At 63.4% G+C, this 12,615-nt stretch carries 14 protein-coding genes; 8 read left to right on the forward strand and 6 right to left on the reverse strand.

Annotated features, from left to right (window positions below):
• Positions 1 to 23 precede the first annotated feature (23 nt).
• The 4 genes from ACT3UE_RS05910 to ACT3UE_RS05925 form a co-directional block, all read right to left on the reverse strand.
• Complete coding sequence (locus ACT3UE_RS05910; protein WP_444554110.1) at positions 24 to 1,715, reverse strand: dipeptide ABC transporter ATP-binding protein; 1,692 nt, start codon at positions 1,713 to 1,715, stop codon at positions 24 to 26.
• An 11-nt stretch (positions 1,716 to 1,726) separates the two neighbouring features.
• Complete coding sequence (locus ACT3UE_RS05915) at positions 1,727 to 2,719, reverse strand: ABC transporter permease (RefSeq protein WP_443383041.1); 993 nt, start codon at positions 2,717 to 2,719, stop codon at positions 1,727 to 1,729.
• Positions 2,712 to 3,638, reverse strand: coding sequence for an ABC transporter permease (locus ACT3UE_RS05920; protein ID WP_443383038.1), 927 nt, complete (start codon positions 3,636 to 3,638; stop codon positions 2,712 to 2,714). Before ACT3UE_RS05920 ends, ACT3UE_RS05915 begins: the two co-directional genes overlap by 8 nt.
• 147 nt (positions 3,639 to 3,785) lie before the next feature.
• Entirely contained in the window at positions 3,786 to 5,423 is a 1,638-nt protein-coding gene (locus ACT3UE_RS05925) for a peptide ABC transporter substrate-binding protein (protein ID WP_443383035.1), read from the reverse strand.
• 289 nt (positions 5,424 to 5,712) lie between these two features.
• On the opposite strand from ACT3UE_RS05925, the gene ACT3UE_RS05930 reads away from it, so the two are divergent.
• Positions 5,713 to 6,165: a hypothetical protein gene (locus tag ACT3UE_RS05930; RefSeq protein ID WP_444566386.1), complete on the forward strand. Its 453-nt coding sequence runs from the start codon at positions 5,713 to 5,715 to the stop codon at positions 6,163 to 6,165.
• A gap of 13 nt (positions 6,166 to 6,178) precedes the next feature.
• On the opposite strand, the gene ACT3UE_RS05935 is transcribed toward ACT3UE_RS05930, so the two are convergent.
• A complete protein-coding gene (locus ACT3UE_RS05935; RefSeq protein WP_443383029.1) occupies positions 6,179 to 6,358 on the reverse strand; it encodes a hypothetical protein in 180 nt (59 codons plus the stop codon).
• A 44-nt stretch (positions 6,359 to 6,402) separates the two neighbouring features.
• Here ACT3UE_RS05935 and ACT3UE_RS05940 point away from each other — a divergent pair, with 44 nt between their 5' ends.
• From ACT3UE_RS05940 to ACT3UE_RS05960, 5 genes are all read left to right on the forward strand, one after another.
• Entirely contained in the window at positions 6,403 to 6,543 is a 141-nt protein-coding gene (locus tag ACT3UE_RS05940; protein ID WP_443383026.1) for a hypothetical protein, read from the forward strand.
• Positions 6,544 to 6,943: 400 nt separating this feature from the next.
• Positions 6,944 to 7,570, forward strand: a complete 627-nt coding sequence (locus ACT3UE_RS05945; RefSeq protein WP_444566387.1) for a relaxase/mobilization nuclease domain-containing protein — start codon at positions 6,944 to 6,946, stop codon at positions 7,568 to 7,570.
• A 196-nt stretch (positions 7,571 to 7,766) separates the two neighbouring features.
• Entirely contained in the window at positions 7,767 to 8,165 is a 399-nt protein-coding gene (locus ACT3UE_RS05950; protein ID WP_444566388.1) for a helix-turn-helix domain-containing protein, read from the forward strand.
• A 36-nt stretch (positions 8,166 to 8,201) separates the two neighbouring features.
• The gene (locus tag ACT3UE_RS05955; protein ID WP_444566389.1) at positions 8,202 to 9,308 is read left to right on the forward strand and encodes a DUF3039 domain-containing protein; all 1,107 of its coding nucleotides are present in this window, start codon (positions 8,202 to 8,204) and stop codon (positions 9,306 to 9,308) included.
• Positions 9,309 to 9,890: 582 nt separating this feature from the next.
• Positions 9,891 to 10,202, forward strand: coding sequence for a hypothetical protein (locus ACT3UE_RS05960; RefSeq protein ID WP_444566390.1), 312 nt, complete (start codon positions 9,891 to 9,893; stop codon positions 10,200 to 10,202).
• Here the strand turns inward: ACT3UE_RS05960 and ACT3UE_RS05965 are convergent.
• Entirely contained in the window at positions 10,157 to 10,630 is a 474-nt protein-coding gene (locus ACT3UE_RS05965; protein ID WP_444566391.1) for a DUF6326 family protein, read from the reverse strand. The genes ACT3UE_RS05960 and ACT3UE_RS05965 overlap by 46 nt on opposite strands.
• A gap of 165 nt (positions 10,631 to 10,795) precedes the next feature.
• On the opposite strand from ACT3UE_RS05965, the gene ACT3UE_RS05970 reads away from it, so the two are divergent.
• Together ACT3UE_RS05970 and ACT3UE_RS05975 are read left to right on the forward strand one after the other, a co-directional pair.
• Complete coding sequence (locus ACT3UE_RS05970; protein ID WP_443382108.1) at positions 10,796 to 11,944, forward strand: sensor histidine kinase; 1,149 nt, start codon at positions 10,796 to 10,798, stop codon at positions 11,942 to 11,944.
• Entirely contained in the window at positions 11,941 to 12,591 is a 651-nt protein-coding gene (locus ACT3UE_RS05975; RefSeq protein ID WP_444554116.1) for a response regulator, read from the forward strand. The genes ACT3UE_RS05970 and ACT3UE_RS05975 overlap by 4 nt, the downstream gene beginning before the upstream one ends.
• Positions 12,592 to 12,615 lie beyond the last annotated feature (24 nt).

Here is a 12,615-nt window from a genome sequence, read left to right on the forward strand (position 1 = left end):
GGAACTGTCGTTCTGCTGGCGGGTCAGGCCACCTCGGGAGGCAACATCAGACCGGCACCGGGGATGGCGTCGAGCAGCGACCGTGTGTACTGGGTCTGCGGGTTCTCGAAGACCTCGTCGGTGCTCCCGGTCTCCACCAGTTTCCCCTTCTCCATCACGCAGACATGGTCGGCGATCTGGCGGACGACGGCCAGGTCGTGGGTGATGAACAAATAGCTCAACCCCAGTTCGGACTGCAGATCCGCCAACAGGTTCAGCACCTGCGCCTGCACGAGCACGTCCAGCGCCGAGACGGCCTCGTCGCAGATCACCACTTCCGGGTCCAAAGCCAGCGCCCGGGCGATGGCCACGCGCTGACGCTGGCCGCCGGAGAGCTCGTTCGGGAAGCGCTGCATCATCGACGCCGGCAGGGCCACCTGCTCCAGCAGCGCCCGCACCTTCTGTTCGCGGACCTTGCCGTCACCGATCTTATGGACCCGCAACGGTTCCTCGATGGTGCGGAAGATGTTGTACATCGGATCCAGCGAGCCGAAGGGGTCCTGGAAGATCGGTTGGACCCGGCGCCTGAATTTGAACATCTCCTTGCGCGAGAGCGTGGTGATGTCCACGCCGTCGAACAGGATGCTGCCCTCCGACGCGTCCTCCAGCCCCAGCACCAGCCGGGCCACCGTAGATTTACCCGAACCGGATTCGCCGACGACGGCGGTCGTCGTGCCCCGTTTGATGCTCAGGGACACCTCGTCCACGGCCCGGAATTCCGTGGCCTTGCCGACGCCGCCGCGGATCTTGTAGTTCTTGACCAGGTCCCGGACCTCGATGACGTTGTCCGTGGCCACCGGCCGGTCGGCGGTCAGTTCCTCCGCGGATTCCTTCCCGCGTTCCTTGGCCGATTCGATCCGGCGCGAGGCCAGCGAGGGGGCCGAGGCCACCAGGCGCTGGGTGTAGGGGTGGCGCGGGTTGGTCATCAGTTCCACGGCGGGCCCGGCCTCGACGACCTGTCCCTTGTACATGACCACGACCTTATGGGCGCGTTCGGCCGCCAGCCCGAGGTCGTGGGTGATGAGCAGCACCGCGGTGCCCAGGTCGTCGGTCATGGTGTCCAGGTGGTCCAGGATCTGGCGTTGCACCGTGACGTCCAGGGCCGAGGTCGGTTCATCGGCGATGAGCAACCGCGGTCGGCAGGACAGCCCGATCGCGATCAGCGCGCGTTGGCGCATGCCACCGGAGAACTCGTGCGGGTACTGGTTGGCCCGCTCCTCCGCCCGCGGCAGACCGGCTTCGGAGAGGACCTTGGCCACATCCTTCTTCTGATGCGGTAGTCCATTGGCCGCCAGCGTCTCCTTGACCTGGAAGCCGATCTGCCAGACCGGGTTCAGGTTCGACATCGGGTCCTGGGGGACCATGCCGATGGAGGAACCGCGCAGCTCGACCCGACGCTTCTCCGAGGCGTTGGTGATGTCCTCACCGTCGAAGAGCAGGGTCCCGCCGGCGATACGGCCATTGGCGGGCAGCAAACCGATCGCCGCCAGGGCGGTGGTCGACTTGCCCGAGCCGGATTCCCCGACGATCGCCACGGTTTCCCCGGGCAGGATGGTCAGGTTGGCTTGACGGACCGCCTCGACCTCGCCGTTTCCCGTTTTGAAGCTGATGGCCAGATCGCGCAGTTCCAGCAGCGGACGCGGCCTCGAGGCTTCGTCAAAGGTTTCGTTGTTCATGGTTTCACCGTTCATCGTTTGCGCGCCTTCGGGTCCAGGGCGTCCTGCAGCGCGTCGCCGAGCATGATGAAGCTCAACACCGTCAACGACAGCGCCAGGGCCGGCCAGAACAAGGCCATCGGATTCGAGCGCAGCGAGCTCTTGGCCGAGAAGATGTCATTGCCCCAGGACATGACGTCCGGCGGCAACCCGATACCCAGGTAGGACAGCGTGGACTCGGCCACGATGAAGATGCCCAGGGTGATGGTCGCGATCACGATGACCGGGGCCAACGAGTTCGGGATGACGTGGCGGATCAGCGCACCGGCCCGGCTCACACCCAATGAGCGGGCCGCGATGACGAAGTCCGCGTCGCGCACCTCGATCACTGCGGCCCGGGTGATGCGGGCGATCTGCGGCCAGCCGAAGGCCGAGAGGATCAGCACGATGGTCCAGACGTTGCGGTTCTCCTGGAAGAACGGGATCTGCACCACGACGATGGCGCCCAGGATCAGCGGCAGGGCGAAGAAGATGTCGCCCAGGCGGGCCAGCACGGCGTCGACCCAGCCACCGAAGAAGCCGGAGATCGCCCCGATGGTGCCGCCGAAGATCACGATGGCGATCGTGGCGAACAACCCGATGGTCAGCGAGGACTGGGTCCCGTACATCACCCGGGCCAGGATGTCGCAGCCCTGCTGGGTGAAGCCCAGCGGGTGCCCGGGGACGGCACCGCCGTCGGAGTTGGCCAGTTGGCAGTTCGCATTGGGTTGTTCGTTGGTGAACAGCCCCGGGAACAGGGCCACGAAGACCACCGAGACGATCAGGATCGCACTGATGATGAACAGTGGCTGGGTGCGCAGGTTCCGCCACGCCTCGAGCCACAGGGAGACCGGTGCCGCGTCGGAGACGGAACTGTCGGTGGCCTGCAACGGGGTTTCGTCGGGGTCGGCCACGAAGTGTTCGATCGGGTACTTGGAAATCTTGGCACCGCGGACGGTGGGACGGTTTTGGGTGTTCTCAGGCATATCGGATCCTCGGGTCCAGCCACGCGTACAGCAGGTCCACCAGCAGGTTGGCCAGGACGAAGACCACAATCAGTACGGTGACGATCGAAACGACAACGGGGGCCTCCCCGTTCAGCACGGCGCGGTACAAGGTGTTGCCCACGCCGTTGACGTTGAAGATTCCCTCGGTGACGATGGCTCCACCCATCAGGGCGCCCAGGTCGGCACCCAGGAACGTCACCACCGGAATCATGGAGTTGCGCAGCACGTGGACCGTCACCACGCGGCGACGGCTCAGCCCCTTGGCGGTGGCCGTGCGCACATAGTCGGCGCTGGCGTTCTCGATGACCGCGGTGCGGGTCAGCCGCAACACGTAGGCGAAGGACACCAGCCCCAACACGAGGGCCGGGAGGATCAGTTCGGTGAAACTCGCGTCACCGCTGACCGTCGGATTGGCCCATTCGAGTTTGACGCCCACCACGAACTGCATCAGGAAGCCCAGCACGAAGATCGGCACGGCGATGACCAGCAGCGAGAAGACCAGTACGGTCGAGTCGAAGAACTTGCCCTTCTTCAGCCCCGCGAACAGGCCGATGGCGATGCCGAAGACGGCTTCGAACGCCAATGCCATGAGGGCCAGACGAGCGGTGGTGGGGAAGACGCGGGCCAGGATGTCGGTGATCGGCTGGCCAGCGAAGTTGGTGCCCAGATCAAAGGTGAAGATGCCCTTGAGGTACAGGAGGTACTGGATCCAGAAGGGCTGGTCCAGGTTGTACTGCTCGCGCAGTGAAGCTTCGACCGCAGGGGTGCAGCCCTTTTCGCCGCAGATGGCGGCGGTGGCGTCCCCGGGGAGGCTGAAGACAAGGAAGTAGATCAGCAGCGTCGCGCCCAGGAAGACCGGGATCAGCTGCAACAGTCGGCGGAGGAGGAATCTGCCCATCAGCGGTGGGCCTTTCGTGCTGAAGACGCCCGATCGGGGCGTAGGGAGTTTGACATGCTTTTTACCTTTTGGGTGAGGCAGGAATGCGGGGCCCGCCCCCGTGATACGAAAGCGGGCCCCGCGTGTGACTGAGGGGTGTGGTGTCCCCTACTTGCCGGTGATGGCGTAGTACAGCGGCACGCCGTTCCAGCCGAACTCGACGTTCTCCACGTTGTCGCTCCAGCCGCCCTGGGCCACCTGGTACCACAGCGGGATGGCCGGCAGGTCATCCAGGAGCATCTCCTGGGCCTCGTTCATCGCCTTGGAACCGTCCTCGACGTTGTCGGCGGACAGGCCCTTGGTGATGGCGTCGTCGAACTTCTTGTTCTCGTAGACGGCGTCGTTGGAGCCGGCACCCGTGGTGTAGATCGGGCCCAGGAAGTTGGCCAGCGACGGGTAGTCGGCCTGCCAACCGGAGCGGATGGCACCGGTCAGCTTCTGCGCGGTCGCATCCGTGCGGACCTCCTTGAAGGTGGCGTACGGCTTGCCGGCGACCTTGATGTCGAGGTTGTTCTTGATGTTGTTCACCACGGCCTCGACCCAGGTCTTGTGGTCGCCCTTATCGGCGTTGTACGCAATGGTCAGCTTCTCCGACTTGTCGTACGGCTCGATCTTCTCGGCCTTGGCCCACAGTTCCTTGGCCTTTTCGGGATCGTAGGCCAGGTTCTCGCTGCCCGGGATCGAATCCGAGTAGCCATCGAGCACCGGTGCGGTGAATTCCTTCGCCGGGGTGCGGCCACCGTTGAAGATCACGTCGGTGATCTCCTCGCGGTTGATGGCCATGGAGATGGCCTGGCGGCGCAGCTTACCGGCTTCGCCGTCCCAGTTGTCCAGGTAGTACGGGATGGCAATCGTCTGGTTGCCGGCGTACGGGGACTCGATGGAGCGGTCGCCCAGGTCGTTCTTGAAGTTCTTGATATCCGAGGTCGGGATGGTCTTGAGGACATCCAGGTTGTCGGAGATCAGGTCCTGGTAGGCGGTGGTGTCGTTCTGGTAGATCTTGAACGTCACGCCGCCGTTCTTCGGCTTCTGCGGGCCTTCGTAGTCCTCGTTGGGGACCAGCTTGATCTGGGTCTCGTGCTCCCAGGCGCCGTCGCCGTCGAACTTATACGGGCCGTTGCCGACCGGGTTCTCGCCGTACTTCTTCGGGTCCTTCAGCGCCTCTTCCGGCATCGGGTAGAACGCGCTGTATCCCAGACGCAGCGGGAAGTCGGATTCGGGCTGCTTGAGCTTGACCGTGAAGGTGGTGTCGTCCACGACCTTCAGACCGGAGAGCTCATCGACCTTCGAGCCCTCGGCGCTGGCTTCGTCGTAGCCTTCGATGCTCTCGAAGAAGTATCCGCTGAGCTGGGCGTTCTTCGCGGCGGCACCGTAGTTCCAGGCGTCGACGAAGGACGCGGCCGTGACCGGGTCACCGTTGGTGAACTTCTGGTCGGCCTTGAGCTTGATGGTGTAGTTCTGCGAATCGTCGGTGTCGATCGACTCGGCCATCTCGTTCTGCGGCTTGCCATCGGCGTCGTAGCTGATCAAGCCGGCGAAGATGAGGTCCAGGACGGCCCCGCCGCCGACCTCATTGGTGTTCGTGGGGATCAACGGGTTCTGCGGCTCGGCGCCATCAACGACGATGACCCGGCTCGTGTCTCCTCCACCGTCGGCGGCGTTGTCTCCTCCGCCACCGCAGGCGCTCAGGCTCAACGCAACTGCTGCTGCGACGCCGAGGATTTTTGAAGTGCGCGAATAACGCATTCTTGCTCCTTGTGATGCCGGACGGCGGGGAGGATTACCCATGACACCGCTTCGGCTACTGGTCGGTATTTTCAAGCCCTCATCGTGTTGTGAAGCACTTGTTAACAAGTAGCCTAAGGCATATGGACCACTCACTGTGACCCCAATCATCGTCCCGGGTGTTTCAGCACACCCGACGGCCCCGGGCCCGCCCAGCCGCGGCGGCCCCGGGCCCGACGGCTGACAGAGTGGTCGCGGCCCCGTAGGCTCGGATCCACCGGCGTCCCGGCCGCCGGGGAAAGGATCCGTCATGACCGAGAACCACAGCACCGAGGATCGAGACCGCCCCGCACCGGAACACCGGGTCCCCGAGGGAGTCGACGACGCGACCGTGGAGGCGCTGGGCAAGCTCTCCGAGGCGCTGGAAATGGTCGAGGACGCCCGCGGAAGCCTCTACAACTTCCACCGCAAGACCGGAGTTGCCGATCTGGCCCTCGGGGAGGCGGTGGAGATGCTCCGTTCCGCCGGCCACGGGGCCGTGGCCGCCCGCCTGGAGGAGGAACTGGTGGGGCGCAACGTCGTCGAGGGACGCTGGACGTTCCAGATCATCGAGGACTACGACGACGGCTACTACACCGAATTCCGCCGCCAGGAAGCTGCGGCCCGCCACGAACTCGCCGAGGGCAAAAGGCATCTGCACGAGGCCAGGATGAAGGAGGAGCGCCGGACCCACGGCAAACGCCATCACGAGGCCCGGCCCTGAGTAGTCCGGCGACTCAGCTCCTGCCGCGGGCCGGCCGCCTGCTGACCAGCCCCACTTGGGGCACCGCCCCGTCGGACCGGATCACATCGGCGAAAACTGCGTGCGCCGAACGGTTGGCGGGGGCGGTGGCCGACTCCACGCCCTCGGGCCCCACGGGCAGGAGCACGAAGAAGCCGGGCACCCAATCCAGCATGCGGGGGAAGTCCTCCGAACCAACCGACTGGCGGGGATCCGAAGATGGCTCTCGGGACCGAACAGCTCCTCGATGACGCCATGCACGGCAGCGGTCTCGGTCAGGTCGTTGACGTTGACCGGGTGCTGCGGGCTGTACTCCACCGCCACATCCACGCCATAGGCCTCGGCAACACCGTGGAGTAACCGGGGCACTGCGGCGCGGAGTCTGTCGTTGGCCCGGACCGAATATGAACCGACGATGGCTTCGAAGCGGGCCCACTCCAAGATGACGTTGCTCCCGGTGCCGTCGCGGGGATGACGGCAAGGAGGTTGCGCGGTTGCGTGCTGACCTGGGCCGGATGGGGTCGAACTTGAACCAGCCGACGCGCGCGGTGAATTCCGGCCAGGTTCTTGCCCATGGTGAGCTGCTGGAGACGGTGGAGGCCACGCGCCAGGAGTTGGCCCGTCTGCGGGGTGAGCTGGCGTGATCGCGAAGATCACCCGGGGCAAGAACCCCGGGGACATCGGGGCCTACCTGCATGGTCCGGGGAAGGCGAACGAGCACGTCCATCCGGCCAACGGGAAGCTGGTTCCTGGCGGGGTGGTGATCGCCTCGAACATCGGCGTGGAAGGACACCTGGACCCGTCCCAGTGGGCCGGCGAGCTGCGCAAGGCCATGCATAGCCGGCCGGAGATCAGGAACCCGGTCTGGCATGCCTCGCTACGCAACACCGCGACGGATCCGATCCTGACAGATGATGCGTGGGCGGATATGGGCCAGTCCTTCGCCGAGGACATGGGCTTTGCCGATCATCCCTGGGTGATGGTCCGCCACGGTTCTGACCATGTGCATGTGGTGGTTTCCCGGGTCAGTGACTTGGGGGAGGTCTGGCATGGGCGAAACGACCGCCGTGCCGCGCAGAGTGCCTGCACCCGCCTGGAACAAGAACACGGCCTGGAGCAGGCCCCGAGGCGTCGTGTCCAGAAAAAGGTTTCAGTGGGGGCAGAACGAGAACAGTTCAAGGACAAAGCCCAGAAGGTGGAGGCAGGCCGGGCGGTAAAGGAACGTGAACGCCTCCAGCTGGCGAAGGCCATGGCGGAGAGCCGCCGACTACAAAAGGAAAGTTTTCCCTTCGCTCCCAATCCCAGGGCTCCGGAGCGTACGCCGGTTGCCAACCCTCGGAACACAACACATCGCCAGTATGGGCGGGATGAAGGCATCGAAAGATGAATGAGGCGTAATTGTTGAATGTCTAGATGGTTCGCATTTAGCTATTAGATGATCTGGCTTGACGCGCGTGGTCCGCGCGGGTGACACTTATGACACATAGGAGCTGATGCCCTACGAGCTAAATCTTTAAAAGAAAAAGAACCAAAGACGAAGCCAGAATCTAAACAGTGCTTAATCGCAGCAAGGTGACCCCCTCATGACCAGCGTATTGTCCTTCTCTGCCGTGCCTGAATCTGAAATTGATGCCCTGAGTCAGCTGCGTCAGTCTCTTCCGGAGAAATCGGAACTGGGTATGGCTCTGGAAAAGATGAGCGAGGGTTTACGCAGCGGAGCTGGAATTACCGTTGCGCGCGACAACGACGAAGTCACTCCTTCCAGGGCGGCTTCTATGTTGGGTATTAGCCGGACCCACCTGTACAAGATCCTGGATGCTGGTTTGATTCCGTCTCATGTTGTTGGTGCGCGGGACCGCCGGATGTACATGGTCGATGTTCAGGAGTACCTGGCTCAGACGATGAAGCTGCGTGCGGGCGATGCGGTTTCCATCGCCAAGCGGGAACAGTACGAGGACGATATTCTCGACTCCATGGAGTAGCTGAAATGGTGTCTGACCCGGCGCTAAGCTGTGGAGATGGTGCTGAATCGGCGTGTGACTCTTAGATGCTTAACAGATGACCTTGATTCCGGCTGGGAAAATGCAGACCACTATCGAGCGGTCAAGGATCTTCGCCGGCTGGCAAATCAATGCTTGGCACATGAAGCTAAGAAATCACTAGTTGCCCGGAGTCTCCGAAATATCCCTCGGCTGAATACTCTCGCGCATCCGCTTCTTCGCCACTTTGAGGGCTCCTTTGGCGCGGGATACGACGCTACAAGCAGCGAAAGTATTTCTGGCCTGACTAAGCCGCATTGGTGGAAGCAAAAAACTCAACAGTGGAGGGGCGCCGCTACCGACCATTCGATGGTGGGCGAGGATTTAGTCTGGTTATGCGCTGCGGGTATACGTCGAGCTGGCGATAAAAGTGATTTCTACACCAAGTTCATGCGGGATGTTGAACGAACTGGCCCAAAACCATATTTGCCGGCAGAAGAGGACTCTCTGTTGGGTGAAATTGACGAAAAGATCACTGCCCAAGATGCCTGGAGAACGCAGATTCACTCCAGTGCTTTGGCCCTTCTTGCAGAAGTTCGGGAAGACCCCGGAGAGACGCGTAGTTTCCAATTTCACGCAGCGTCGAGAAAATCTATTTCTGCGGGATCCAGCGAAAAACCAATCGGTGAAATCTGTCTTGCCGTAGACGCGGTGAATATGGAGGGGACAGAGCTATGCGAAGTCTTCCTAGTGGCCAAGGTTCTTGATAGTTCGCAACTTCTACAGGTCGATGTAGCTTGCCAGTATGCTCGTGCGGCTCTGCAAAGTGATGCCGAAGAATGGAAGGCAACTCCTTACACAGAGAACGCATTTGCGTTCTCTGCCCTCATAGATCCGGCTGCATTGGTGCACGCAGCGGCACTTGTGCGAGAGGGAGAGCTTCCCGAGGAGTCTCGACCCGAGGGACTGCGCATAGGGCTTCGTGCACATTATGCGCGGAAACACGGAATCGTAGATGCCCGAGTGGATGGGTCACCGGTTTTGAGCCTTTGTGGGTACGTGTTCGTCCCGACAGCTAACCACGAAAGTTTGGAAACCTGCGCCGAATGCTCACAACGCCACAACCAGTTAAAGCCTGGGAACTAGCAGAACCTTTTAACAGCGATTTTTAACACGAATCAACACACGATAATGTCCGCTATGTGTTGCGGTTCTTTTGCGTTTTGCGAGATTTTTGCCGCATCCACTATGGCGTGCTCTAATCGTCCGGGGGTCTGGACTCTGCTTCCCCTGAGAAGCGTCTGTAGGAAATCTGGATATCCATAAATCGTGTTATCGGAAGATCTGATTGAACAGATTTCTGATGATGCTTAATGCTGATTACCAGTGATTCTGATATTCAGGAAGCCTAATTTATCCACACGATAATTTCGGTTATCGAGTGGAAGTGACGTCAGCCCTCGGTACCGTCGGCCCAACTTCAAGCAAGGCAGGCCGTTATGCCGTCTTGATCGCCAAATGGGCGCTATCCCTGCCGGCGGAGCACACCCGTCTCACCTATGGGCACGGCCTCCCCTTCTGGAGTGTCTGAACCGCTCCGCGCTGGACCTGCTGGGGGTGGGCCGCATCCACGTCGAGGCCTACTGCGTTAGATGCGGTTCTATTTTCGAGCCCTCGACCCATGACGCATAGCCAAGCCCGATCTTCTCCTGGATCGGCAAGGCGTCCATGTCCCCGAGCAACAGCACTGCGGACACCGAGGTGGTGCGGGCCCCCGTGGAGATCTCGAAGCGCGCTCCGTCGAGCCAAGTCCAGGACCTTTTGCTGTGTGCCGGGAAGATCGAGCCCGACGTGGGGGTCATGGTAAAGCCGGTGACGCAGATCGGTGGTCCCGGGGTGGAATGCGCGGACGTCGACCAGCAGGTCGACGGTGGGGTCCGTGCGGGATCCGGCAGCCATGAGGCCCTCCCCCCTCGTGGCGCCGTGGCCCTGGCTCAGGTGGCTGGTTTTGCGCTGGAACCGGCCAACGGCAGCGTCTGACGGGAACGGTGCCGCCAGGTCCACGCGGTCCGCATGATCATCAGCAGAAGAACCAGCTCGACGGCGCTACCGAGAAGGTAGTAGATCCACCTCTCGCTCAGGGCCGTCACCACGATGGTGACGAAGTAGAGCACACCGATGACGATGTTGGCGGTCAGATTCACCCTGGCCCGGGCCAGAAGCGACACCACGATCATGAGGCTGGGAACCAGGATGTAGGCGGTCGCCAACGCCAGGAAGGTCTGGTTGATCGCCACGCCCGTGCCGGAGACCTGGCCGGCGAGCGCGCCCTGGACGATGTCGGCCCTCCAGAATCCGAAGAGATCGACATAGGCGAAGACGAACAGGACGCTGGTCCACAGGCCGCCAAGCACGATCCTTTCGTCGAGTCGGGGGTCCGAACGGTCCGTCGTTGGATTCCTACGCATCACGGTTTCACTTTCATCGAGGGTGGGCACTGGTTCCTGGCTTCCAGTGTGGGTCCGGCACCCCCGGCACCACACCGGTCCGCAGGCCTGGATCGACCTGGCCCATCGGCCGGGCGGGGGCTGGTCCTTCGGCCGTTCCGTTGCCGGCACCGCTCTTCTATGCTGATGACCATGTGGAGTGTCGCCCGGTCGCTGTGGGTCGAGCCACCCGTCAGGGGTGCGTCGGCCGGTATCCGCTGGCACGACGGCGTCCTGGCTGCGGTCGTGGCCGTGGCGGTGGGCCTCGAGGCGGCCGTCCGGCCCGACTCCGCGTGGCTCATCGTACCGATGGGACTGCTCGTGACGGTGGCGGTGTTGATCCGGCGAGCGCATGCTCTGGCCGCCGTCGTTCTTGCGTTCGGGATGTTCATCCTCGTGGATCTGGGCGCCCTCGTCTCCGGCACCGGCCCGGTGGTGCTCCATGGCGGGGCCGCCGTGCTCCTGCTGGTCCATTCCCTCTTCCGGCGGGCCGCCAGACGGGACGTGGCCCTGGGCGCCGGGGTGATCGTGATCGGACTCCTGCTCAGCATCCTGACGGACTTCAGCGGGCCGGCGGATGCGATCGGGGGGACGGCGGTCCTGGTGTCAGCCGCCGCCGTGGGAACGGCCGGCCGCTATCGGGTTCTCGTCCGGGGTCAGTTGATCGAGCACACGAGGCTCCAGGAGCGGGAGCAACTGGCCAGGGATCTCCACGACACGGTCGCCCATCATGTCTCCGCCATGGCCATTCAAGCCCAAGCAGGTCTGGTCCTGGCTCGTTCCACCTCGCCGGGCGGCGCCGTTGACGCGCTGGAAGTCATCGAGCGGGAGGCCGCCACCACGCTGGAGGAAATGCGGGCCATGGTGGGCACGCTGCGCGGCACCGGCGATCGGGAAGCGGCCGGTCCAACGAGCCAGCTGGCCGATCTGAAGAACCTGGCCTCCCCGGGAACCGGCCTTCCGCGGGTCGAGGTCCGGCTGCGGGGCGAGCTGGCAGGCCTGCCTGCGGGCGTGCAGACTTCCTTGTACCGCGTGGCACAAGAGGCCGTCACGAACGCCCGGCGGCATGCACGCCACGCCACCTTGATCGATGTCACCGTCGTGGGCGGTGGCACCGAGGTGAGGCTCAGCGTCATGGACGACGGGGCAGCCACCACCGGTGGGGTCCCCGGCTATGGGCTGATCGGCATGGCCGAGCGGGTCCGGTTGCTCGGGGGGACGTTCCATGCCGGACCGGGAACCGGACACGGCTGGCTGGTCACCGCGGTCCTCCCCCGCCCGGGGGCCTCATCATGACCTTGCGGGTACTCATCGCCGATGATCAAAGCATCATCCGGGCCGGGCTGACCACGATCCTGGACCACCAGCCCGGCCTGAACGTCATCGGCCAGGCTGCCGACGGGAGGGAGGCCGTGGACATGGCCCTGCGCCTGCGCCCCGATGTCTGTTTGCTGGATATCCGGATGCCGAACCTCGATGGCATCGAAGCAACCCGCCTGTTGGCCGGGCCCGGCGTGGAGAACCCCTTGGCCGTCGTCGTGATCACCACCTTCGACACCGACGAACATGTCTACGGGGCGCTGAAGGCGGGCGCGCGGGGGTTCCTCCTCAAGGGCGCCTCCCCCGAAGAACTGGTCCGGGCCGTCCAGGCCGCCGTCCGGGGCGGGGCGCTCATCGATCCCGGGGTGACGGCCCGACTCCTGGCCGACTTCACCCGTCGCATCCCGACCCGCCCTGCCCAGCCCCTCGATCCGCTCACCACCCGTGAGGAAGCGGTGCTGCTCAGCGTGGCCGCAGGGCGGACCAACGCGGAAATCGGCCAGGACCTCCACATCGCCATAAGCACCGTGAAGTTCCACCTCGGCAGTCTCATGGCCAAACTCCAGGCACGGAATCGGGTCGAGTTGGCCATCTGGGCCTACGAGACCGGGCGCATGGAGTGAACCGTCGAGGCCCTGTCGAACGCG

This window comes from Arthrobacter sp. 179 (assembly GCF_052379645.1).
Classification (GTDB): Bacteria; Actinomycetota; Actinomycetes; order Actinomycetales; family Micrococcaceae; genus Arthrobacter_H.

Excerpts from the sequence above, each read along its gene's own strand:
- ACT3UE_RS05910 (WP_444554110.1), bottom strand. The coding sequence starts at position 1,715 with ATGAACAACGAAACCTTTGACGAAGCCTCGAGGCCGCGTCCGCTGCTG.
- ACT3UE_RS05915 (WP_443383041.1), bottom strand. The coding sequence starts at position 2,719 with ATGCCTGAGAACACCCAAAACCGTCCCACCGTCCGCGGTGCCAAGATT.
- ACT3UE_RS05920 (WP_443383038.1), bottom strand. The coding sequence starts at position 3,638 with ATGGGCAGATTCCTCCTCCGCCGACTGTTGCAGCTGATCCCGGTCTTC.
- ACT3UE_RS05925 (WP_443383035.1), bottom strand. The coding sequence starts at position 5,423 with ATGCGTTATTCGCGCACTTCAAAAATCCTCGGCGTCGCAGCAGCAGTT.
- ACT3UE_RS05930 (WP_444566386.1), top strand. The coding sequence starts at position 5,713 with ATGACCGAGAACCACAGCACCGAGGATCGAGACCGCCCCGCACCGGAA.
- ACT3UE_RS05935 (WP_443383029.1), bottom strand. The coding sequence starts at position 6,358 with ATGCTGGATTGGGTGCCCGGCTTCTTCGTGCTCCTGCCCGTGGGGCCC.
- ACT3UE_RS05940 (WP_443383026.1), top strand. The coding sequence starts at position 6,403 with ATGGCTCTCGGGACCGAACAGCTCCTCGATGACGCCATGCACGGCAGC.
- ACT3UE_RS05950 (WP_444566388.1), top strand. The coding sequence starts at position 7,767 with ATGACCAGCGTATTGTCCTTCTCTGCCGTGCCTGAATCTGAAATTGAT.
- ACT3UE_RS05955 (WP_444566389.1), top strand. The coding sequence starts at position 8,202 with ATGGTGCTGAATCGGCGTGTGACTCTTAGATGCTTAACAGATGACCTT.
- ACT3UE_RS05960 (WP_444566390.1), top strand. The coding sequence starts at position 9,891 with ATGTCCCCGAGCAACAGCACTGCGGACACCGAGGTGGTGCGGGCCCCC.
- ACT3UE_RS05965 (WP_444566391.1), bottom strand. The coding sequence starts at position 10,630 with ATGCGTAGGAATCCAACGACGGACCGTTCGGACCCCCGACTCGACGAA.
- ACT3UE_RS05970 (WP_443382108.1), top strand. The coding sequence starts at position 10,796 with ATGACCATGTGGAGTGTCGCCCGGTCGCTGTGGGTCGAGCCACCCGTC.
- ACT3UE_RS05975 (WP_444554116.1), top strand. The coding sequence starts at position 11,941 with ATGACCTTGCGGGTACTCATCGCCGATGATCAAAGCATCATCCGGGCC.